The sequence below is a fragment of the Embleya sp. NPDC127516 genome, from assembly GCF_044765325.1.
Lineage (GTDB): Bacteria > Actinomycetota > Actinomycetes > Streptomycetales > Streptomycetaceae > Embleya.
This window is the reverse complement of sequence record NZ_JBIWJT010000005.1, coordinates 465,458-486,747: the sequence shown is the minus strand read 5'-3', so window position 1 is coordinate 486,747 and position 21,290 is coordinate 465,458. Positions and strand designations below refer to the sequence as shown.

Below are 21,290 nucleotides of genomic sequence, written 5' to 3'. Positions count from 1 at the left end.
GGAACCACTATGCGGCTGCTTCTCCGGCACGCCGATGCACGGCATCCGCCCTTCGGGCTCCTCGCTGCGCTCACGACGCGGCCCGATCCATCAAGATCCGCCGGACAGGGCCTAGGTCCGAAGGCACCCCCTTCCTGCGGACGCCGGGCCGGCTTCGGTCGATATTCGGACATCCGGGGCAGGTCACGGGTGCGCGGCGCGGCGATATAGAACGGGTAACGAATCCTTATCGGATCCTTAGGCGCTCCAGGGCAGACTGATCTCAGTGCCAAGCCGTCGGATCCTTTGATCCCCCCGTTCGAATGATCCGACGGCGGCACGCCCAAGCCGCCGGTCGAAGGGACACGATCCGGCGCACGGCTCGGGGTCGCGTGGCCCCCGAGACGATAAGCACTTCGAGCCCGTCGCGGAAGGGGACGCCGCGCCGGGCTCGAAGTGTTTTCCCATGTCCGGAGCGGTTTTCCGGTGTTTCGGCCCGGGCCCGGGAACGGCGTGTCGGGCTCGGGCTCTCAGGCCCGCCGCCTCGGCCGTTCGCCCCGCACGATCACCACCGCCGCCGCGATCAGCGCGGTCACCAGCAGGCCGACCGCCCACGCGGTGCCCAGGGCCGCGGTGCGCGTGGACACCGTCGGGAACGGGTTGGCGTCACCCTGTGCGGGCCACGCGGTCAGCGCGCCGACCGCGACCGAGGTCAATACACACACCAGCACCGGCACCGTGAGGGCGACCAGTGCCGCACGGCGATCGACCGGTGTGCCGGCGCCGATCGAATGCAGCGTGCGCGAGGTCTCCCGGCGCGCGGAGCCGTATTCCACGACCACGGTGAACAACATCGCGGCGGCGCACAGCGACACCGCCGCGACGGTCAGGAACAGCGGGGCGTCGGCCATCCGCACCGGGGTGTGGTCGCCCGCGAGTCGGCTGGTGGTGACCACCGCCAAGGCGATCGTGGTCAGCCCCAGGGGCAGTGCCAGGCCGCGCGCGCTCGCCTCGATCCGACGGGCCGCGCACAACGTCCACACCCGTCCGGCCCGGGCGGCCCAGCCCGCTCCGAGCCAGGTCACCAACCACGGCATGGTGAGTGCCGCGCCCACCAGCACCGCGCCGTAGCCGAGCACGGCGGCCGGCAACGTGCCGTGCGACAACCGCTCCGGCCGACCCGGGTCGGCGATCAGGTACTGCCCGAGCAGCCCGGCCAGCACCAGCAGCGGCCCGACATAGGGCGGAACGAGCGGCAACGACCGGGTCGAGGGTCCGCGCGTCGCGCACGCGGCGGCGAGGGCCGCGATCGCGGGTACCGCGACGAGCAGCGTGACCGAGGCCGTCCAGGGCACGGTGGCGCCGATCGCGAGCAGATGGCGGATCCCGGGTGGCGCCGAACCCAACACCGAGCGCGACACCAGGTGTGCCTGCACCCCGGCGATCGCGCCGGCCAGGGCGGTGGTGGCCGCCTCGGTCGCGACCAGGCCCCGACCGCGATCGGCCGCCATCCGCACCGGCAGCGCGCGGCCGGCCCGGTCGATCCGGTACAGCTCGGCCAGCCGGTTGGCGACCGCGGTCAGCACCGCCACCGCGGCCAGCACCGGCACCGCGGCGAGCACCGGACCGATCAGCGCGGGCCCGGGACGCCCGGCCGGTCGCGCCCACGCCAGCAGGCTCAGCAGGACGATGGTGGCCGTACCCGCCACCGCGGCGCCGGCCAGCACGCGCGCGGCGTCGACCCGGGACGCTTCGCGCAGTGGGCTCGGGTCGGCCCCGGACATCGCTCTACCACCCGTCCGCGCGCGGGTCCGGGCGACCGTCGCGCAGGGCCAGACAGTGGTCCGCGTGCGCCGAGACCCGCGGGTCGGCGGTGGCCAGCACCAGGGTGATCCCGTGCGAGCGCACGGCGGAGACCAAAATGCGCATCAGGTGGTCGAGCTCGGTGCCGAGCAGGCCGTGCGCCGGTTCGTCGGCGAACACCACGGCCGGCCGGGTGACCAGCGCGCGGGCCACCGCCGCGCGGCGCAACAGCGCGCTGCCCAGACCGGCCGGCCGGGATTCGGCGTGCTCGGTCACGTCCAGCCGCTCCATCCAGTGCCGGGCGACGGCGAACGCCTCGGCCCGGCGGATCCGGTCCAGCAGCAGCGGCAGCGCGACGTTCTCCGCGACGGTCAGCTCCGGGAGCAGCCGGGTGCGCCCGTCCACCAGCCCGAAGTACCGACGGCGCAGCGCGGTCCGGCCCTTCTCGTCGAGCACGTGCATCGGGCCGCTGTTGAACCAGATCTCGCCGGAATCTGGGGCGACCACGCCGGACAGGCACGCGAGCAGCGCCGACTTGCCGGCGCAGCCGGGCCCGGTGATGGCGAACGTCTCGTCGGCGCGCACCGCCGCGGAGACGTCCCGCAACAGGGTGACCGGACCCTGGGTGAGGGTCAGTCCGCGACAGCGCAGCACGTCGTTGTCGGGCGGGGAGCTCGCGGTCCTGGGGACGACGCGCCGGTCATGGGGTCTCGCCGCGCGGGACGACAGGGACATGGCACACCTCCCGCAGAGAAACGTTCGTTGCCACCCGTTTCCTCCAACGAGTGTCGTGGCGCCGGGTTGCGGCAGGGGCGAGAAACCCCTCACTCGGGGAACCCTGCCGGCGGCGGGAGTTCGCGCGCACCATGATGAGGCGAACAGGTCTATCGAACGCGTTCCGAACGGGGTGCACATGAACCGCCGACTCGATCTTCCAGATCTGCTCAATGCCCGCGACATCGGCGACCTACCGCTGATCGACGGGGGAGTCACTCGAACGGGCGTACTGATGCGGTGTGAGACCCCGGATCTGCTGACCCCCGAGGGAGTCGACCGGCTCACCCACACCTACGGCGTACGGCACGTGCTGGACCTGCGCTCGGACGGCGAGGGCCTGCCGCCGGCGCAGTGGCCGGGGGTGATCCGGCACCGGCTGCCGCTGCTGGGCCGGCGCTCGGCGCTGGCCGCGGACCGGGCCGCGGTCGGCGACGTCTCGGCCGGGCAGACCCAGGGTCTGGGGCTGGACGACGACATCGACCTGGGGAACGTGGACGAGTACGGCGCGGGCCTGCTCTACATGCGGATGGCCGAGCGCGGCGGCGAGTCCTACGTGCGCTCGCTGGAGATCCTGGCCGGCGACGGCGGGGTGCCGGCGCTGGTGCACTGTACGGCGGGCAAGGACCGGACCGGGATCCTGGTCGCGCTGCTGTTGTCGGTCGCGGGGGTGGAGCGGGAGGCGATCATCGCGGACTACACCGAGACCGAGACGCACCTGGTGGAGATGTTCGAGCGGATCGACCGGCTGCCCCGGCAGCCCCGGATCGATCCGGCGCACCCGGTCGCGCCGGCGATGCGCGGCGCGGCCCGGGCGTCCATCGACACGTTCCTGCGGGTGCTCGCCGAGCGGCACGGCTCGGCGGCGGACTTCCTGCTCAAGGCGGGTGCGCCGGCGGAGCACCTGGAGGCCTGGCGCCGCGTCATCCGGGGGCGGTAGCCCGGTCGGTCCCCGCGCCCGGGGCGAGTCAGTGGCCCAGGAACCGGCCGAACGCGTGCGCGAGCCGGGATTCCTTCCCGGTGCGTCGCTCCTCGGCGTCCGCGCCGGCCATCACCCGCAGGCCGACGTTGGTGCCGATCCAGCGGAAGGGTTCGGGCTCCCACCTGGGTGAGCGGTGCCGGACCCAGGGCAGTCGGGTGAGATCGGTGTACTCGTCGCGGATCAGGTCGGCGAGGGTGCGGCCCGCGAGGTTCGCGGTGCCCACGCCGTCGCCGACGTAGCCGCCGGCCCAGGCGAGGCCGCGGGCGCGGTCCAAGCCGCAGCTCGCGTACCAGTCGCGGGCCACGCCGAGCGGTCCGCCCCACGAGTGGGTGATCCGCGCGTCGGCCGCCGCGGGGAAGAGCTGGGCGATCACCCGACGCAGTTCGGCGAAGACCTTGTCGTCGCGGTCGAACTCGGGCCGCACCCTGGAGCCGAAGTGGTACGGGGCGCCGCGCCCGCCGAAGGCGAGCCGGTTGTCGGCGGTGCGCTGCCCGTAGATGATCAGGTGCCGCATGTCGCTGAAGCTCTCCCGGCGGGCCAGGCCCACCTCGGCCCAGAACGACTCGGGCAGCGGCTCGGTGGCGACCATCAGCGAGTACACGGGAGCCAGGTCGCGGTGGAAGCCGGCCAACTCGGGCGTGTAGCCCTCGGTGGCCCGGACCACGACGTCGGCGCGGACCCGGCCGTGCGGGGTGATCGCGGCGCCGTCCTCGATCGCGGTGACCGGGGTGTGCTCGTGGATGCTCACGCCCAGCCGGTCCACCGCGGCGGCCAGGCCGCGGGCCAGTTTGGCGGGGTGGATCACCGCGCAGTGCGGGGTGTAGGTGCCGCCGAGCACGTCGGTGGCGCCGACCATCGCGCGCGCCTCGGCGGCGTCCAGCAGTCGGGCGTCCGTGTCGTCGAAGCCCCACGCGTGTTCGTCCGCGACCAGGTCGCGGGCCCGGGCCAGTTGCACCGGGGTGCGGGCCAGCACGACGGTGCCGCCCTTGGCGAAGTCGCAGTCGATGCCCTCCTCGGCGACCACCCGGCCGACTTCGTCCACGGTCGCGTTCATCGCCCGCTGCTGGGCGATGGCCCGCTCGCGGGTGCTGCTCCGGGCCACCTTCGCGAGCGAGGCGGGGAACAGCGCCGAGCACCAGCCGCCGTTGCGGCCGGAGGCGCCGAAGCCGGCGATCTCCCGCTCCAGGACCACGATGCGCAGCGTCGGGTCCGCCTTGGCCAGGTAGTAGGCGGTCCACAGGCCGGTGTAGCCGGCGCCGACGATCGCCACGTCCACGTCCAGGTCGCCCGTGAGCGCGGGACGCGGGGTGATCTCCTCGTCGAGGGTGTCGAACCACAGCGACAGTTCGCGGTAGTCGGCGGTCATCGGCGCCACTTCCTCAGGTAGTCCGGCGCGGGCAGGTCGAAGCGCAGGTCCGGGGCGGGCACCGGTTCGCCGAAGTGTTCGCCGATCGGCACCACGCCGGCCCAGATCGGGGCGTCCAGATCCTCGTCGTCGTCGTCCGGCGGTCCGGCCGAGATCTTCACCGAGGCCTCGTCCAGGGATAGCGCGAGTACCAGGGTCGCGGCCAACTCCTTGACCCGGTGCGGGCGCAGTTCTTCGCGGCGGCCGGGCAGCAGCCGGTCGGTGAGCAGGTCCAGCGCGGCGACCTTCTCGTCCTCGGGCAGCACGACGCACGAGCCGAGCACCATCGCGCTGCGGTAGTGCATGGACGACTCGAATGCCGAGCGGGCCAGCACCAGGCCGTCGAGCAGGGTCACGGTCAGGCAGGTCGGGGCGCCCGCGGCCAGGCCGCGGAAGAGCCGGCTGCCGGTCGAGCCGTGGATCAGCACCCGCTCGCCGTCGCGGGCGTAGGCGACCGGGAGCACGAACGGCTGACCGTCCTCGCCGGTGATCGCCAGGTGGCCGACCAGGCCGGCGTCGAGCACGGCGTGCAGCGCGGTTCGCTCCCGGACGGCGTGGTCGGGCAGCCGGCGTACGCGAGTGCGGGCAGTGGAGCCGAGGGTGGAGTCGGGAGTGGGGTGGCTCATCGGGCCTCTTCGGTGATCCGAGCGCGGCGCGGGTCGGGGCGCGGGCGGGTCGATGTCGTGGTTGTCGGTATTTCTCGGCTCTTCGGCGGATTTCGTTTCGGATATGAGTCTGCCGCCGGCGCGCACTGGCGTGTGCGCGACGGCGGCAGACTCACTGAGGGTTCGTCGAATAGCCGGGGTCTACTGCTCGATCTACAGCTTGGTCCAGGCCTCGGTGAGCACTCCGCGCAGGATCTGCTCGATCTCGTCGAACACACCCTGGTCCGCGGTCAGCGGCGGGGAGAGCTGGATGACCGGGTCGCCGCGGTCGTCGGCGCGGCAGTACAGGCCGTTGTCGTAGAGCGCGGTGGACAGGAAGCCGCGGAGCAGGCGCTCGGCCTCGTCCTCGTTGAACGTCTCCTTGGTGGCCTTGTTCTTGACCATCTCGATGCCGTAGAAGTACCCGTTGCCGCGCACGTCGCCGACGATCGGCAGGTCCTGGAGCTTCTGCAGGGTGGCCAGGAACTTGGACTCGTTGTCCAGCACGTGCTGGTTGAGGCCCTCGCGCTCGAAGATGTCGAGGTTGGCCAGCGCCACGGCGGAGGACACCGGGTGCCCGCCGAACGTGTAGCCGTGCATGAAGACGTTGTCGCTGCCGTTGTAGAACGGCTCGGCGAGGCGATCCGAGACGATCATCGCGCCGATCGGCGAGTAGCCCGAGGTCATGCCCTTGGCGCAGGTGATGATGTCGGGGACGTAGTCGAACTTGTCGCACGCGAACATCGTGCCGAGTCGGCCGAACGCGCAGATGACCTCGTCCGAGACGAGCAGCACGTCGTACTGGTCGCAGATCTCGCGCACGCGCTGGAAGTACCCGGGCGGCGGCGGGAAGCAGCCGCCGGCGTTCTGCACCGGCTCCAGGAAGACCGCGGCGACGGTGTCGGGGCCCTCGTTGAGGATCGCCACCTCGATCTGGTCGGCGGCCCAGCGGCCGAAGCCCTCGGGCGAGGAGTCGGCCAGGAACTCCGGCTTGCGGTACTGGTTGGTGTTCGGCACCCGGAAGGTGCTCGGCACCAGCGGCTCGTACGGCGCCTTGTAGTCCGGCAGACCGGTGATCGACAGCGCGCCCTGCGGGGTGCCGTGGTAGGCGATGGCCCGCGAGATGACCTTGTGCTTGGTCGGCTTGCCGGTCAGCTTGAAGTAGTGCTTGGCCAGCTTCCACGCGGACTCGACGGCCTCGCCGCCACCGGTGGTGAAGAAGACCTTGTTCAGGTCGCCCGGGGCGTGGTGCGCCAGGCGCTCGGCGAGTTCGATCGCCTTGGGGTGGGCGTAGCTCCACACCGGGAAGAAGGCGAGCTGCTCGGCCTGCTTGCGGGCCACCTCGGCCAGCTCGGTGCGGCCGTGACCGGCCTGTACGACGAACAGGCCGGCGAGGCCGTCGATGTACTTGCGCCCGTTGGTGTCCCAGATGTAGCTGCCTTCACCGCGCACGATGGTCGGCACGGGAGCGTTCTCGTACGACGACATGCGGGTGAAGTGCATCCACAGGTGGTCGTAGGCGCTCTTGGAGAGTGCCGCGTTGTCGTACTGCTGTGTCATCGAGTACCCCACTGGTAGGTCTGCTTCCGAAGCTTCAGGTAGACGAAGCTCTCGGTGCTCCGTACGCCCGGAATCGCTCGAATCCTCTTGTTGATGATGTCGAGCAGGTGGTCGTCGTTCTCGCATACGAGTTCCACGATGAGGTCGAACGAACCAGCCGTGATGACGACGTAGTCCACTTCCTTCATCGTGGCCAGTATGTCCGCTACGGGTTCGATGTCCCCTTCGACGCGAACCCCGACCATGGCCTGGCGATGGAAGCCGACGGTCAGCGGATCCGTCACGGCGACGATCTGCATCACGCCTTGGTCGAGCAGGCGCTGTACGCGTTGACGTACTGCGGCCTCCGAGAGACCGACCGCCTTGCCGATCGCGGCATACGAGCGGCGTCCGTCCTCCTGGAGCTGCTCGATGATCGCCTTCGACACGGCGTCGGCCGGAGCGTTCGGGTTTCTGTCTCGACCGGCCACGTAGTCACTCTGCCTCATCAGATGGGCCTTTCGCAAGGGAATCCGTTGACTTTGATCAACGAGACAACTGATTCAGTTGTTGGTGTGGGATGGGGATGCGGATACCGACAGCAATCCGGTTAGGCTGGGATCGCGGCCCAGGTCGGGATCGACCCCCTCGCCGTCCTGCCGGCGCCGCCCCGTTTTCGAAGGAGACTTGGGACATGAGCGACCTGCGTACTCTGCGCAACTACATCGACGGCACGTTCACCGACGCCGCGGACGGCGGCACGCTCGACATCGTCGACCCCGCCACGGGCGAGGTCTACGCGACGTCCCCGCTCTCCCGGGAGCGGGACGTCGACGCCGCGATGCGCGCGGCGGCCACGGCGTTCGAGACCTGGAGCGAGACCACGCCCGCCGAGCGGCAGCTCGCGCTGCTCAAGATCGCCGACGCGGTCGAGAAGCGCGCGGACGAGCTGATCGACGCCGAGTGTCGCAACACCGGCAAGCCCCGCGCGCTCACCGCGTCCGAGGAAATCCCGCCGATGGTGGACCAGATCCGCTTCTTCGCGGGCGCCGCGCGCATGCTCGAGGGCAAGTCGGCCGGCGAGTACATGGCGGGGCACACCTCCATGGTGCGGCGTGAGCCGGTCGGTGTCTGCGCCCAGGTGGCGCCGTGGAACTACCCGATGATGATGGCCGTGTGGAAGTTCGCGCCGGCCCTGGCCGCGGGCAACACCGTGGTGCTCAAGCCGTCCGACACCACGCCCGCCTCCACCGTGCTGCTCGCCGAGATCATCGGCGAGATCCTGCCCGCCGGCGTGTTCAACGTGATCTGCGGCGACCGCGACACCGGTCGACTGATGGTCGAGCACAAGACCCCGGCGATGGCCTCGATCACCGGCTCGGTACGGGCCGGCATGGCGGTCGCCGAGAGCGCGTCCAGGGACCTCAAGCGGGTGCACCTCGAACTCGGCGGCAAGGCGCCCGTCGTGGTCTTCGAGGACGCCGACATCGCCGCCGCGGCCGAGGGCATCGCCGGCGCGGGCTTCTTCAACGCCGGCCAGGACTGCACCGCCGCGACCCGGGTGCTCGTGCACTCCTCGATCCGCGAGGAGTTCACCGCCGCGCTGGCCGCCGCCGCGAACGCCACCTCCACCGGTCCGCAGGACGACGCGGACTTCGGCCCGGTCAACAACGTCAACCAGCTCGGGCAGGTCAGCGGCTTCATCGACCGCCTCCCCGGGCACGCGAAGGTCGAGGCCGGCGGGCACCGGGTCGGCGACAAGGGCTTCTTCTACGCCCCGACCGTGGTCTCCGGCCTGAAGCAGGACGACGAGATCATCCAGAACGAGGTCTTCGGCCCGGTCATCACGGTCCAGTCGTTCGAGGACGAGGCCGAGGCGCTGAACAACGCCAACGGCGTGCAGTACGCGCTCGCGTCCTCGGTGTGGACCAAGGACCACAGCCGGGCGATGCGGATGGCGAAGCGGCTCGACTTCGGCTGCGTGTGGATCAACACGCACATCCCGCTGGTCGCCGAGATGCCGCACGGCGGCTTCAAGCACTCCGGCTACGGCAAGGACCTCTCCGGCTACGGCTTCGAGGACTACACCCGGATCAAGCACGTGATGACCAACTACGACGCCTGATCCGGCCCGCCGCGCGAGCGGCACCGGCGACATCCGACACGCACCCTGTCAACTCCGCTTCGCGAGGGTTGACAGGGTGCGTGTTGCCGTCGGGGGCGGGTCACCGCCACGATGCGGTGGGCCATCTGTACGCACAGCGCGGTCCCCCGCCCACGGAGCAGGTCCCACCCCCGCATTCGCCAAGGAGTCGCCGATGACCCGCGCCCGCACTCGCGCCCAGTCCCCGCTGCGGATCGCCGGTCACCGGGTGGACCGGCGGATGTTCCTGCGCGGCGCCGGCGCGGCCGCGGCCGTCGGCACCCTGGCCGCGTGCGGCGTGCCGTCCGCGTACGTCCAGGAGAGCAAGCGCGCCGGCCGGGACCGGTCGGAGCAGGAGAAGGTGGTGCGCTTCTCCAACTGGGCCCTGTACATCGACATCGACGAGAACGACGAGCAGAAGCACCCCACGCTCGACGCCTTCACCGAGAAGACCGGGATCAAGGTCCGCTACTCGGAGGAGATCAACGACAACGACGAGTTCTTCGGCAAGATCCACCCGGCCATCCAGGCGGGCAAGGAGCCGGGGCGCGACGCGATCGTCATCTCGGACTGGATGTGCACCCGCTTCGTCCGGCTCGGCTGGGTGCAGAAGCTGAACAAGGCCAACCTGCCGCAGGTGGACGCCCACCTCGCCGAATCGCTGCGCAGCCCGGGCTACGACCCCAAGCGCGAGTACACCGTGCCGTGGCAGAGCGGGATGACCGGCATCGCGTACAACAAGAAGCTGGTGGACCGCGAGATCCGCTCGGTCAACGACCTGTGGCGCCCCGAACTCAAGGGCCGGGTCACCGTGTTCGCGGGCTTCATGGAGGCCGTCGCGCTGCTGATGCTGGGTGAGGGCACGGACATCAGGACCTTCACCGACGCGGATGTGGACAAGGTGATGGAGCGCATGCAGAAGCTGGTGGACAAGGACCACATCCGCAGCTTCACCGGCAACGACTACACCTCGGGCCTGGCCGGCGGCGACATCCTGGCCTGCCAGGCGTACTCCGGCGACGTCGGCCAGCTCAAGCTGGACAACCCCGACATCGAGTTCGTGGTGCCCGAGGAGGGCGCCGAGCTGTGGTCGGAGAACCTGATGGTGCCGAACAAGGCCGCGCACAAGACCAACGCCGAGAAGCTGATGGACTTCTACTACGACCCGGAGGTCGCGGCCGAGCTGGCGAACTACGTGGCGTACGTGTGTCCGGTGCCGGCCGCGCAGCAGGTGCTGGCCGAGTCCTCGGACCCGGAGATGCGCGAGTCGGCGAGCAACCCGCTGATCTTCCCGGACGCCGAGATGACCGCGAAGCTGCACGGCATGCGGGAGACCACCGAGGACGAGGAACGGCGCTGGGAGAAGGCGTGGGGGAACATCATCGGCCTGTGACCCGGCGGTCGGCGGCCGAGGTGCCGCGGGCCGGTGGCCGGCCGGTCGGTGGGCCGCGGGGTCAGCGCTCGGCGAGGGTCGGGTCGGCGGCGACGGCGCCGCGGTAGGCGCGCATCCCGAGCAGCGGGAACACCAGCACGGAGATCATCCCGGCACCGACCATCGCCGCGGCGGTGCCCGCGCGCAGTCGGCCCTCCTCCACACCGATGCCGGTGATGACCACGATCAGCGGCAGGCCGGCCGAGGCGAACAGGGCCAGGCCCAGGCGTACGGCCGACGGTGAGCCGCGCTCCATCAGGTACGTCGGCAGGCCGCGCGCCACCAGGAGCAGCGCCAGGAACATCGGCAGCATGGCGATCGTGCCGAAGTCGGCGAACAGCGCGCGGCCTTCGAAGCGCACGCCGCTGACCACGAAGAAGACCGGGACGAACAACCCGAAGCCGATCGCGTCCAGCTTGCCCGCGACCGTCTCGCGCGATGCCGCGGGCATGTCCGACAGCAGCAGCCGGATGACCAGACCGGCCGCGAACGCGCCGAGCAGGGCGTCCAGGCCGAGTTCGTCCGCGGCCCAGACCAACAGCGCGAGCACGAGCACCGACAGCCGGATGGCGAGTTGACCGCTGGAGTGCAGCGTCGCCCGGACCACCCGGTCAAGTGGGCCGGGCAGCGGACGGCGCGCGAACGCGAACGCGACCACCGTCAACGCGGCGAAGCACACCAGCGCGACCGCCGAGGCACCCGCGCTGCGCCCGCTCAGGAGCAGCGAGACGGCCACGATCGGGCCGAACTCGCCGAGCGTGCCGATCGCCATCACCTGCGCGCCGAACCGGGTGGGCAGCGCGCCCGCGTCGCGCAGGATCGGCAGCAGCGTGCCCAGCGCGGTGGTGGTCAGCGCGAGTCCGATCACCAGGCTCGTGGTGGCCGAGTCCGACCGCACCAGCAACAGGCCGAGCAGCAGGCCGACCACCAGGGACAGTGCCCAGCCCCACGTGGCCCGCCGCAGCGGTCGGCCGCTGAGCCGGGCCGGGTCGATCTCGAAGCCGGCCAGGAACATCAGGAACGCGAGCCCGAAGTTGGCCGTGAAGGTCAACACGGTCGTCTCCCGCACCCAGTCCAGCACCGACGGCCCGACCACGACTCCGAACAGCAGTTCCAGCACGACCGTGGGCACCGGAATCCACCGGCCGAGCAGGTCCGCGGTCAGTGGCGCGACGAATGCCAGGGTCAAGACGATCAGGAAGGGCGCGCTGTCGTGGGACACCGGCGGAGCATAGTTCGCGTTCGGGGGTGATCCGGGCAGACGCGCAGGCCGTCGGCCGACCTCCCGTCGAGAGCCGCCCGGACGGACGCACTAGGGTCGATATCCATGACTAGCAGCTCCCCCGAGGCCGTCTCCGTGCCCGCCGTCGAACTGCCCGCCGACCCCAGCACCGACCTCGGTGCCGAGCCTGTGAGCTGGGATGTCGTGGTGATCGGAGCGGGTCCCGCCGGGGCGTCGGCGGCGCTGGCCGCGGCCCGCGCGGGCCGACGGACGCTGATCCTGGACCGGGCCGAACTGCCGCGCTACAAGACCTGCGGCGGCGGCATCATCGGCCCCTCCAAGAACTCCCTCCCGCCCGGGTTCGAGCCGCCGGTCGAGGACCTGGTGCACGAGGTCGAGTTCACCCTGCGCGGGCGCCGCCGGCGGGTGCGCTCGGCCCGGACCACGCTGATCGGCCTGGTCGACCGGGCCCGCTTCGACGAGGCGCTGACCCGCGCGGCGGTGGCCGAGGGCGCGGTCCTGCGCGAGGGCGTCGCGGTCTCCCGGATCGCCGAGCGGGACGGCCGGGTGACGCTGACCCTGGCCGGCGGCGAGGTGCTGCGCGCGCACGCGGTGGTCGGTGCGGACGGCAGTGCCGGGCGCAGCTCGGCCTACGTCGGGGTCACCTTCGAGCAGGTCGATCTGGGCCTGGAGGCGGAGATCCCGGTGCCGCCGGAGGTCGCCGCGCACTGGCGCGGCCGGATCCTGCTCGACTGGGGCCCGCTGCCGGGCTCGTACGGGTGGGTCTTCCCCAAGGGGGACACGTTGACCGTGGGCGTGATCTGCGCCCGGGGCGAGGGCGAGGCCACCCGCGCCTACCTGCGCGACTTCGTCGGTCGGCTCGGCCTGGCCGGGTTCCGGCCCGCCGTCGAGTCGGGCCACCTGACCCGCTGTCGCAAGGAGAGCGCGCCGCTTTCGCGCGGGCGGGTGCTGGTCGCCGGGGACGCCGCCGGGCTGCTGGAACCGTGGACGCGCGAGGGCATCTCGTACGCGCTGCGCTCCGGCCGGCTGGCGGGGGAGCGGGCCGCGCTGATGGCCGCAGTGGCCGGCGACGCCGAGGTGGACAAGATCGGTGCCGACTACCACGCGGACATCGACGCCGTGCTGGGTCGTGAGATGCGCGCCGGACGGCTCCTGCTCGGCGTCTTCGAGCGGCATCCCGGGATGTTGCACCACGCGGTGACCACGCTGCCGCAGGGATGGCGGGTGTTCCGCAAGGTGGTGCAGGGGCGGACCACGTTCGCCGATCTGCTGGAGCGGCCCGCCGCGCGACGGGTGCTGGCGCTCACCGGGCACTGACGTCGGGCGGCCCCGGCCCGTTGTGCACGGGTCGGGGCCGTCCGGTTCGCCGCGCGCGCCCGCTCGGCCGGGTTCATGCTCGGCCGAGCGCACGGTCCGGGGCGGGCGCGCGCCGGGTGTGGTCGGGGTGCGATCAGTCCCGGTCCGCCTCGTCCTCGCCCTCGGCGGAACGGACCCGGCGCAGGCGCGTGCCCTGGAACAGCGCGTTGCCCACCAGCATCAGGCCGAGCGCGCCGCCGGCCAGTGACACGGTGTCGTCGCCGGGGCCGGTCTTGGGCAGGGTGCTCGGCGGCGGGGGCGCTTCGGTGCCGCCGGTGGTTCCGCCCGTGCTCGCACCACCGGTCGCGCCACCACCGGTGGTCCCGCCACCAGTCGTGCCACCAGCGGTGGTCCCGCCACCGGTCGTTCCGCCACCGGTGGTGGTGCCGGGTACGCCCGGATTCGCGGTGTTCACCGTGTACCCGATGAACGACGGGTCGTTGTTGTTGGCCCGGTTGACCAGGGTCAACGGTCCGGCCCGGCCCAGCACCACGGACGTGTCCGTCGCACCCTCGGGCACCACGAGCACGCAGAACGTGGAGATGTCCGCCTCCGGCGCGAGCGGGAGTCGCACCTCGGCGCGCGCCGCGCGCGGTTGCCGCACGGCCGGCAGGTATTCCACGGCCGCCGACCACCGCTTGGTCTCGTGCGGCCCGAGCGCGCCCGGTGCGCACTTGAACGTGGTGGTCCAGGCCGGTCCCGGGGACTTGAGCGCGGGCGCGGTCGAACATCCGGACACCGAGAGGATCCGGAGCGCGCCGGTGGTGCGGGCGTACACGTCGCGGGCGGGCTGGGCCCGGTCGGTGGCGTTGGTGACGGTGAACGCGATCGAGCCCCGGCCGTTGGCGTCGAAGGTGATCTGGGTGGACGTGGTCACCGCGAACGGCTCGGCCGTGGGCGGCACGGTCGGCGACGCGGAGCCGGACGGCGCGGTGGTGGGCGGGGTGGTGCTCGGCCGCGGTGTGGTCGGTGGTGGCGTCGTCCCCGGTTCGGTGGTCGAGGGCTTGGTGGTCGACGGCCTGGTGGTCGTGGGCTTGTTCGTCGTGGGCGGCGGCGTGCTGCTCGGCCGTTGTGAGGTGGGCGGCTTGGTGGTGACCGGTGGTCGTGTGGTCGCGGGCGGCTTCGTGGTGACCTCGCCCGTCGGGGTGTGCCCACCGCCGTACCGATGGACGGGACCGTTCCCCTCGATATCCGCGACGGCCAGACCGGCGTTCAGAATCATTCCTATTCCGACCGGAACAGAAATTATCAACGCCGCGCGCTTGACGTTTTCTGATCGAAGTTTTTTCGGAGTGAACATGCGGTATCCCCCTCCCGCTATGTGTGACGATTCGTTCTACCATGTCCGTCCTAAGCTTTCGCAGGGCCTTTTTGAGGTAATCCCACGAAAGCGGCAATGGTCTGATCTTGAGAAGCGGCGGGACCTGGGGGAAAGCCGATGCCGGGCGGGCCTGGAGACGGTGGGGCGGGCTTTGTGGTCGGAGCCCGGTACGAGCTGGTGAACGTGCTCGGCAGCGGCGGGATGGGCACCGTGTGGCGGGCCCGGGACCGCCTGCTCGACCGACCGGTGGCGGCGAAGGTGATCAGCACCGGATGGGGGCGCAGCGCGTCCCAGTCCTTCCGGGAACGCAGCCTGCGGGAGGCGCAGGCGACCGCGCGGATCAATCACCCCAACGTGGTGCGGGTCTACGACTACGTCGAGGACGACGACCGGTTGTGGATCGTGATGGAGCTGCTCGACGCCCGCTCGCTGGACACGATCCTGGAGGAGGACGGGCCGCTCACCCCGCACGCCGCCGCGGCGATGGCCGTGCAGATCGCCCGCGCGCTCGGCGTCGTGCACGCGCACGGCGTCATCCACCGCGATGTCAAGCCGGGCAACGTGCTGCTCGAGCGGGACGGCCACGCCGTGCTGACCGACTTCGGCATCGCCGCGCTGGAGGGGGTCAGCGGGCTGACCGGGACCGGTGCGATCCTGGGCTCGCCCGAGTTCATGGCGCCCGAGCGGATCGAGAGCGAACACCCCGGACCCGCCTCCGACCTGTGGTCGCTGGGCGTCACGCTGTGCGCGGCGGTCACCGGCGCGTCGCCGTTCCGGCGCTCCACGCCGGTGGCCACGATGCACGCGATCGTGATCGCCGAGCCCGAGGTGCCCGAGGAGATCGGTCCGCTGGGACCGCTCGTGCGCGACCTGTTCCGGCGCGACCCGGCCCAGCGCCCGGACTCGGCGGAGGTGGAGGCCAGGCTGAGCGCGCTGCTCGCCGCCGAGGGGCGCCGGCACGCGGGCGAGTCGACCCAACCGATCCCGCCCACCGCACTCGGCCGGGCGCTCGATCGCGGGCCGGCCGAGCGGGGGCCGGTCGAGTACGGCACGAACGAGCGTGCCCCGGTCGAGGCGGACGACGACGCGACGCTGGTGCCGACCACGCATCCGCAACCACCGCTGCGCGACCTGGTCCCGCCCGCCCGGATCGCTCCCGACGACGGCACCCCGCTCGACCCGTTCCCGCGTGTGCCCGCCGCGCCGCCGCCGGGGCAGCGGCCGAGCACGCCGCCCGGCGGAGCCCACTCGCCGACCTTCCCGCTGCCGGGCCGCACCCGCCGGCCACCCCGCTCGCGCCGCCGCTTCCTGGCCGTGCTGATGCCCGTCGTCACACTCCTGGTGGCCGGCGCCATCGTCGCGGCGCTGCTGCTCGCCGACGGCGATGGCGGGACGAACAGGGGTGGCGCGAGCGGCAGCGAGGGGCCGTCGACCGCCTCCGGGACGAACGGCCGGCCCTCGACGAACCCGGTCGCGGGCCTCGCGCCGTACCCGGGCGCGACCCCGGGGACCGCGCCGATCCCGGTGCGCAAGGCGGACGAGAACACCTTCGCGTGGCAGGTCCCGCAGGGCTGGAACCGAAAGGAGCAGAACCAGAGCGTGATCTACTCGGACCCGGCCGGCGCGAGCGTGTTGACCGGGCGTACCGCGTTCCAACAGACCACGGATTTGTTGGAGCAGTGGCGCGACGACGAACAGAACGCGCCCAAGGTTTTTCGCGACTATCGGAAAGTGGTCTTCGAGGAACGCGCCATTCACGGTGCCAAGGGTGTGGTCTGGGAATACACCTGGACCGAGTCCGGTATTTCCCGGCACGCGATGTTGGCGGCGGTGATCGTCAATGGCATCTACATCGAGGTCGACGTCTTCAGCACCGAGCAGTTGTGGACGCGCGACGCGGCACTGCACGCGCTCGCGGTGACCGACTTCACCCTCGCGGGCGCCCGCCCCGGAGCCTGAGCGCCGATCCCACGGGCGCCGCGCTCACCGGCGCAGCGCCTCCAGACCCAGCAGCGCCACGTGCAGCGACAGGCAGCTCTCCACCTGGTCCAGGTCGACGCCCAGGATTCGTTCGATCCGGTGCAGCCGCTCGTAGAAGGAGGGCCGGGACAGGTGCGCGGCGTCGGCCGCCGCGGACTTGTTCCGGCCGTGGTCCAGATAGACCTGGAGCATCGCGATCAACTGGGTGCCCTGCTGGGCGTCGTAGGCGAGCAGCGGCCCGAGTTCGCGCTCGACGTAGGTCTGCAGCCGCGCGTCGTCGCGCAGCAGGTGCAGCAGTCCGCGCAGCCGTACGTCGGGCAGCCGGTAGAAGGCGGCCTTGCCGCCCTGGTGCAGCGCGGCGTCCGCGACCTGGGTGGCCTCCAGGAGCGAGCGGCGCGCGTCGCGCACCGCGCCCACCGAGGAGCCGACCGCGACCACGATGTCGTCCGCGAGGTCCGGGGCGAGCCGGCGGATCGCCGCGGAGAAGCCCTCCAGCGCGCCGTCCTCGGTGTCCTGCGACGCGAGCGCCACCAGCAGCCCGACGTTGTCGTCGTCCAGGCCGCCGACCAGCGCCGCCAGTCGGCGCTCGCGGACCGCCGCGGCGGCGATCTCGGTGAAGTCGCGCAGCCGCGCCTGCGATTCCAGCGCGGCCGGGGTCACACTGCGCCGCAGCCGCAACACCACGCCGACCAGCCGCCGCCCCTCCAGCGGCACACCGAGCGCGCGGGCCCGCAGAGTCACCTCGGCCACCGTGTAGGAGTGGGTCAGGATGCCGGACAGCAGCGTGCGGTGGGTCTGCCGCTCCAGGCTCTCCCGGTCGCGCACCACCAGGCGGTTCAGCGCGAGGGTGGAGGCGGCCCGCTCCAGCAGCATGCTCTGCTGCGCGAGCGGTGGCGTGCCGTCGCCGACCAGCACCAGCCGGCCCCAGTCGTGGCCGCGCGCGCCGACCGTGGTCACCAGCCACCCGGTGCGTTCGTCGAAGGCGGTCCGGGCGGACATGCGCAGTTGCCGCGAGCGGTCCTCCCAGTTCTCCAGGAGGGTTTCGGCGACCACCCCGGGCGCGTCGTAGGCGAGCACCTGGTGGGCGAGGTTCTCCAGGATCACCGGGCGCCCGGCCATCCGGGACGCCTGCCGGACGATCTCGGCGGGTTCGGCGCCCTCGACCGCGAGTTCGTTGAACGCCTGGTGCACCGCCTCGGACGCCTGGAGTTCGGCGAGCTGGGCGTCGATGATCAGCCCGTGTACGGCCTCGGTGATGCCGATGAACCGGGTCTCGTTGCGCAGCGTGATCACCGGGAGGCCGACCTGCTCGGCCGCGGCGACCAGCGCGCGCGGCAACTGGTCGGTGTAGCGCCGGCCCAGCTCGACCACGAGACCGGCCGCGTCCACGTCGGCGAGATCGCGGATGTAGCGTTGCAGGCCCTCGCGCTCCTCGGGGAGCGCGATGCCGGTGGCCATCACCAGCTCGCCACCCTTGAGCAGCCGGGTCACGTCCGGCAGCTCGCTGATGTGCACCCAGCGCACCGGCCGGGCCAGGCCGCGTTCACCCGCGACCACCTGCGGGCGGCCGCGCCGGACGATATCGAGGGCCAGTACGTCGGCGACCGTGGGGAACATCCGAAAACCTCCGCGAGCTGACTTCGGCCCGACCGCGACGGCGGTTGGTTCCCAAGGGAAGCGGGAATCGGCGAGCAATCTGTAAACGGCTCGGCGGGCGATACTTCCATGGTGACAGGTCGTCGAGCGGTTCGACCCCCGACCCCGGGGTCGATCGCGACGATTCACGACCTGTAAAGCCCACGTCCTCGTACCTGTCGATGTGCCTGTTGCGGCACCCCGTGTCGAAACGGCATCGTCCTACGCTGACGCGGCTCACGCGCATAACCGCCACCCGCGGCGCCCGTCGGCTCATCGAAAACCCCCTTGGAGGGCTCCCATGCCTGTGCAGGACTTCGGCAAAGGTCATCAGTACGTCGGGGGACAACTGCGGCAGGGCTCGTCCGGAGAGACCTTCGACGTCACGAACCCGGCGACCGGCGAGACGGTCGAGACCCTCACGCTGGCGGACCCCTCGGACGTGGACGCGGCGGTAGCCGCCGCCAAGGGCGCCTTCCCGCAGTGGTCGCGGGCCACCCCGGGCGAGCGGGCGACCGCGTTGAACCGGCTGTCGGTGCTGCTGGAGGAGCGTGCCGAGGACTTCGCCCGCGTCGAGAGCGCGCAGGCGGGCAAGCCGATCCGGCTCAGCACCGAGTTCGACGTGCCGGGCACGATCGACAACACCGCGTTCTTCGCGGGCGCGGCGCGCAACCTGGAGGGCAAGGCGGCCGGCGAGTACTCGGCCGGCTCCACGTCGATGGTGCGCCGCGAGGCGATCGGCGTGGTCGGCTCGATCGCGCCGTGGAACTACCCCCTCCAGATGGCCGCCTGGAAGATCCTCCCGGCGATCGCCGCGGGCAACACCATCGTGCTCAAGCCCGCCGAGATCACGCCGCTGACCTCGCTGATGTTCGCGCGGGCGTGCTCCGACGCGGGCATCCCCGACGGCGTGGTCAACGTGATCACCGGCAAGGGCCGGACCGTCGGCGAGTACCTGATGGGCCACGCGGACGTGTCGATGATCTCGTTCACCGGCTCCACCGGCGTCGGCAAGCGAGTCGGCGAGGTCGCGCTGCAGACCGTCAAGCGGCTGCACCTGGAACTCGGCGGCAAGGCCCCGTTCGTGGTCTTCGACGACGCCGACCTCGACGCCGCGATCAACGGCGCGGTCGCCGCGTCGCTGATCAACTCGGGCCAGGACTGCACCGCCGCGACCCGCGCCTACGTGCAGCGCCCGCTCTACGACGCTTTCGTCGCGGGCGTCGCGGAGTTGTACGACGGGGTGCGGCTCGGCGACACGATGGACCCCTCGACCGACCTCGGCCCGCTCGTCTCGCGGCGTCAGCAGGAGTCGGTGGCCGGCTTCGTCGAGCGTGCCCGCGGCTACGGCGCGACGATCATGACCGGCGGCGAGATCCCCGGCGGCGAGTTGGCCAAGGGCGCGTTCTATCGTCCGACGCTGGTCACCGACGTGGCCCAGGACAGCGAGATCGTGCAGGACGAGATCTTCGGCCCGGTCCTGGTCGTGCTGCCGTTCGACAGCGACGAGGAGGGCATCCGACTCGCCAACGACACCCCGTACGGCCTGGCCGCCTCCGCGTGGACGCGGGACATCTTCCGCTCGCTGCGCGCGACCCGGGAGATCCAGGCCGGCTGCGTGTGGGTCAACGACCACATCCCGATCATCAGCGACATGCCGCACGGCGGCTACAAGGCGTCCGGCTTCGGCAAGGACATGTCGCAGTACTCCTTCGACGAGTACACCCAGGTCAAGCACGTCATGTACGACGGCACGGGAATCGCCCGCAAGGACTGGCACCGGACGATCTTCGGAAATCGGTAACCACCCCCATCGAGCGGGCGGTCGGGAGCGCGAGCCCTCGACCGCCCTTGCGGCCGGCGGACGGGCCCCGGCCCGCGATGCGGCGAGAGGAATCATGACTGAGCAGCAGCGGGCCGGCGACTCCGGCGACGTCTCCTTGGCGGGTCTGAGCAAGCACTACGGCGACTTCACGGCCGTCCGACCCATGGACCTGACGATCCCGGCGGGATCGTTCTTCGCCCTCCTCGGCGCCTCGGGGTGCGGCAAGACCACGACGCTGCGGATGATCGCCGGACTGGAGCAGCCCTCGACGGGCAGCGTCAGCATCGGCGACCGCGACGTCACGGCGCTGCCGCCGTACAAGCGCCCCGTCAACACGGTGTTCCAGAACTACGCGCTGTTTCCGCACCTGAGCGTGGCCGACAACGTCGGCTTCGGGCTCAAGCGGCGCGGCATCAAGGACACCGCGGGTCCGGTCAAGGACATGCTCGACCTGGTCGAGCTCGGGCACCTGGCCAAGCGCAAGCCCACCCAGCTCTCCGGCGGTCAGCAGCAGCGGGTCGCGGTGGCCCGGGCGCTGATCAACACGCCGCAGGTACTGCTCCTGGACGAGCCGCTGGGCGCGCTCGACCTCAAGCTGCGGCGGCAGATGCAGCTCGAACTCAAGCGCATCCAGACCGACGTGGGCATCACCTTCGTGCACGTGACGCACGACCAGGAAGAGGCCATGACGATGGCCGACACGATCGCCGTGATGAACGGCGGCCGAATAGAGCAACTCGGCTCGCCGGTCGAGCTGTACGAGGCGCCGCGCACCACCTTCGTGGCCAACTTCCTGGGCCAGTCCAACCTGATCGAGGCCAAGGTGACCGGGCGCGCCGACGGTGATCTGCTGTTGGACGCGCAGGGCAACCGGCTGGTGCTGCCCGCGGCCCGTTCGTCCGCCGACGGCGACCGGCTGGTGATGGGCATCCGTCCGGAGAAGATCACCATCACCTACGCGGCGGACGCCACCATCGCGGACGGCCGCAATCGCCTCGACGGCGGCGTGATCGTGGACGCCGCGTTCATCGGCGTCTCCACGCAGTACGTCGTGCGCATGCCTTGGGGCCAGGAGTTCACCGTGTTCGAGCAGAACATGGAGCGCGACCCGCGTGTGGTGCCCGGCGCGACGGTGATCCTGCACTGGAACCCGGGGCACGGCTTCGGCCTGGAGTCGGGCGACCTGACCGCGGGCATCGCCGAGGCGAGCGAGGACGCCGCGTGAGCGC

17 protein-coding genes are annotated in these 21,290 nt (G+C 71.5%); 8 read left to right on the top strand and 9 right to left on the bottom strand.

The genetic code is table 11. From position 1 onward, the window contains the following. Positions 1-509: 509 nt before the first annotated feature. Complete coding sequence (locus ACIRL2_RS12755; protein WP_402231925.1) at positions 510-1,763, bottom strand: hypothetical protein; 1,254 nt, start codon at positions 1,761-1,763, stop codon at positions 510-512. Between the two features lie 4 nt (positions 1,764-1,767). Beyond that, positions 1,768-2,517 carry an ABC transporter ATP-binding protein gene (locus ACIRL2_RS12750; RefSeq protein ID WP_395862061.1) on the bottom strand — a complete coding sequence of 250 codons (750 nt, stop codon included), beginning with the start codon at positions 2,515-2,517 and terminating at the stop codon, positions 1,768-1,770. 178 nt (positions 2,518-2,695) lie between these two features. On the opposite strand from ACIRL2_RS12750, the gene ACIRL2_RS12745 reads away from it, so the two are divergent. Then, positions 2,696-3,496, top strand: a complete 801-nt coding sequence (locus ACIRL2_RS12745) for a tyrosine-protein phosphatase (RefSeq protein ID WP_402231923.1) — start codon at positions 2,696-2,698, stop codon at positions 3,494-3,496. A gap of 28 nt (positions 3,497-3,524) precedes the next feature. Here ACIRL2_RS12745 and ACIRL2_RS12740 read toward each other — a convergent pair whose 3' ends face one another. From ACIRL2_RS12740 to ACIRL2_RS12725, 4 genes are all read right to left on the bottom strand, one after another. Continuing rightward, entirely contained in the window at positions 3,525-4,904 is a 1,380-nt protein-coding gene (locus ACIRL2_RS12740) for an NAD(P)/FAD-dependent oxidoreductase (RefSeq protein ID WP_402231921.1), read from the bottom strand. Beyond that, entirely contained in the window at positions 4,901-5,569 is a 669-nt protein-coding gene (locus ACIRL2_RS12735) for a pyridoxamine 5'-phosphate oxidase family protein (RefSeq protein WP_395862067.1), read from the bottom strand. Before ACIRL2_RS12735 ends, ACIRL2_RS12740 begins: the two co-directional genes overlap by 4 nt. Positions 5,570-5,761: 192 nt before the next feature. Continuing rightward, positions 5,762-7,147, bottom strand: coding sequence for an aspartate aminotransferase family protein (locus ACIRL2_RS12730; protein ID WP_402231919.1), 1,386 nt, complete (start codon positions 7,145-7,147; stop codon positions 5,762-5,764). Beyond that, positions 7,144-7,635: an Lrp/AsnC family transcriptional regulator gene (locus ACIRL2_RS12725; RefSeq protein ID WP_395862071.1), complete on the bottom strand. Its 492-nt coding sequence runs from the start codon at positions 7,633-7,635 to the stop codon at positions 7,144-7,146. Before ACIRL2_RS12725 ends, ACIRL2_RS12730 begins: the two co-directional genes overlap by 4 nt. Before the next feature lie 185 nt (positions 7,636-7,820). On the opposite strand from ACIRL2_RS12725, the gene ACIRL2_RS12720 reads away from it, so the two are divergent. Together ACIRL2_RS12720 and ACIRL2_RS12715 are read left to right on the top strand one after the other, a co-directional pair. Continuing rightward, complete coding sequence (locus ACIRL2_RS12720; protein WP_395862073.1) at positions 7,821-9,251, top strand: gamma-aminobutyraldehyde dehydrogenase; 1,431 nt, start codon at positions 7,821-7,823, stop codon at positions 9,249-9,251. Positions 9,252-9,444: 193 nt separating this feature from the next. Beyond that, a complete protein-coding gene (locus tag ACIRL2_RS12715; RefSeq protein WP_395862075.1) occupies positions 9,445-10,662 on the top strand; it encodes a spermidine/putrescine ABC transporter substrate-binding protein in 1,218 nt (405 codons plus the stop codon). A gap of 61 nt (positions 10,663-10,723) precedes the next feature. On the opposite strand, the gene ACIRL2_RS12710 is transcribed toward ACIRL2_RS12715, so the two are convergent. Then, positions 10,724-11,923: a cation:proton antiporter gene (locus ACIRL2_RS12710; RefSeq protein WP_402231917.1), complete on the bottom strand. Its 1,200-nt coding sequence runs from the start codon at positions 11,921-11,923 to the stop codon at positions 10,724-10,726. Positions 11,924-12,028: 105 nt separating this feature from the next. On the opposite strand from ACIRL2_RS12710, the gene ACIRL2_RS12705 reads away from it, so the two are divergent. Next, positions 12,029-13,261: a geranylgeranyl reductase family protein gene (locus tag ACIRL2_RS12705; protein WP_402231915.1), complete on the top strand. Its 1,233-nt coding sequence runs from the start codon at positions 12,029-12,031 to the stop codon at positions 13,259-13,261. A 133-nt stretch (positions 13,262-13,394) separates the two neighbouring features. Here the strand turns inward: ACIRL2_RS12705 and ACIRL2_RS12700 are convergent, their stop codons facing one another. Further along, positions 13,395-14,177: a hypothetical protein gene (locus ACIRL2_RS12700; RefSeq protein WP_395862081.1), complete on the bottom strand. Its 783-nt coding sequence runs from the start codon at positions 14,175-14,177 to the stop codon at positions 13,395-13,397. Here ACIRL2_RS12700 and ACIRL2_RS12695 point away from each other — a divergent pair. Both ACIRL2_RS12695 and ACIRL2_RS12690 read left to right on the top strand, forming a co-directional pair. After that, a complete protein-coding gene (locus ACIRL2_RS12695) occupies positions 14,164-14,802 on the top strand; it encodes a hypothetical protein (protein ID WP_402231913.1) in 639 nt (212 codons plus the stop codon). The genes ACIRL2_RS12700 and ACIRL2_RS12695 overlap by 14 nt on opposite strands. Beyond that, a complete protein-coding gene (locus ACIRL2_RS12690; protein WP_402231911.1) occupies positions 14,775-16,580 on the top strand; it encodes a protein kinase in 1,806 nt (601 codons plus the stop codon). Before ACIRL2_RS12695 ends, ACIRL2_RS12690 begins: the two co-directional genes overlap by 28 nt. A gap of 24 nt (positions 16,581-16,604) precedes the next feature. Here the strand turns inward: ACIRL2_RS12690 and ACIRL2_RS12685 are convergent, their stop codons facing one another. After that, the gene (locus tag ACIRL2_RS12685; RefSeq protein WP_395862087.1) at positions 16,605-18,218 is read right to left on the bottom strand and encodes a PucR family transcriptional regulator; all 1,614 of its coding nucleotides are present in this window, start codon (positions 18,216-18,218) and stop codon (positions 16,605-16,607) included. Positions 18,219-18,537: 319 nt separating this feature from the next. Here ACIRL2_RS12685 and ACIRL2_RS12680 point away from each other — a divergent pair, with 319 nt between their 5' ends. Together ACIRL2_RS12680 and ACIRL2_RS12675 are read left to right on the top strand one after the other, a co-directional pair. Continuing rightward, on the top strand, positions 18,538-20,040 hold the full coding sequence (locus tag ACIRL2_RS12680) for a gamma-aminobutyraldehyde dehydrogenase (RefSeq protein WP_402231909.1): 1,503 nt from the start codon (positions 18,538-18,540) through the stop codon (positions 20,038-20,040). A gap of 94 nt (positions 20,041-20,134) precedes the next feature. Then, a complete protein-coding gene (locus ACIRL2_RS12675; protein ID WP_395862091.1) occupies positions 20,135-21,286 on the top strand; it encodes an ABC transporter ATP-binding protein in 1,152 nt (383 codons plus the stop codon). Positions 21,287-21,290 lie beyond the last annotated feature (4 nt).

Excerpts from the sequence above, each read along its gene's own strand:
- ACIRL2_RS12705 (WP_402231915.1), top strand. The coding sequence starts at position 12,029 with ATGACTAGCAGCTCCCCCGAGGCCGTCTCCGTGCCCGCCGTCGAACTG.
- ACIRL2_RS12755 (WP_402231925.1), bottom strand. The coding sequence starts at position 1,763 with ATGTCCGGGGCCGACCCGAGCCCACTGCGCGAAGCGTCCCGGGTCGAC.
- ACIRL2_RS12720 (WP_395862073.1), top strand. The coding sequence starts at position 7,821 with ATGAGCGACCTGCGTACTCTGCGCAACTACATCGACGGCACGTTCACC.
- ACIRL2_RS12750 (WP_395862061.1), bottom strand. The coding sequence starts at position 2,517 with ATGTCCCTGTCGTCCCGCGCGGCGAGACCCCATGACCGGCGCGTCGTC.
- ACIRL2_RS12745 (WP_402231923.1), top strand. The coding sequence starts at position 2,696 with ATGAACCGCCGACTCGATCTTCCAGATCTGCTCAATGCCCGCGACATC.
- ACIRL2_RS12680 (WP_402231909.1), top strand. The coding sequence starts at position 18,538 with ATGCCTGTGCAGGACTTCGGCAAAGGTCATCAGTACGTCGGGGGACAA.
- ACIRL2_RS12685 (WP_395862087.1), bottom strand. The coding sequence starts at position 18,218 with ATGTTCCCCACGGTCGCCGACGTACTGGCCCTCGATATCGTCCGGCGC.
- ACIRL2_RS12740 (WP_402231921.1), bottom strand. The coding sequence starts at position 4,904 with ATGACCGCCGACTACCGCGAACTGTCGCTGTGGTTCGACACCCTCGAC.
- ACIRL2_RS12725 (WP_395862071.1), bottom strand. The coding sequence starts at position 7,635 with ATGAGGCAGAGTGACTACGTGGCCGGTCGAGACAGAAACCCGAACGCT.
- ACIRL2_RS12675 (WP_395862091.1), top strand. The coding sequence starts at position 20,135 with ATGACTGAGCAGCAGCGGGCCGGCGACTCCGGCGACGTCTCCTTGGCG.
- ACIRL2_RS12735 (WP_395862067.1), bottom strand. The coding sequence starts at position 5,569 with ATGAGCCACCCCACTCCCGACTCCACCCTCGGCTCCACTGCCCGCACT.
- ACIRL2_RS12730 (WP_402231919.1), bottom strand. The coding sequence starts at position 7,147 with ATGACACAGCAGTACGACAACGCGGCACTCTCCAAGAGCGCCTACGAC.
- ACIRL2_RS12715 (WP_395862075.1), top strand. The coding sequence starts at position 9,445 with ATGACCCGCGCCCGCACTCGCGCCCAGTCCCCGCTGCGGATCGCCGGT.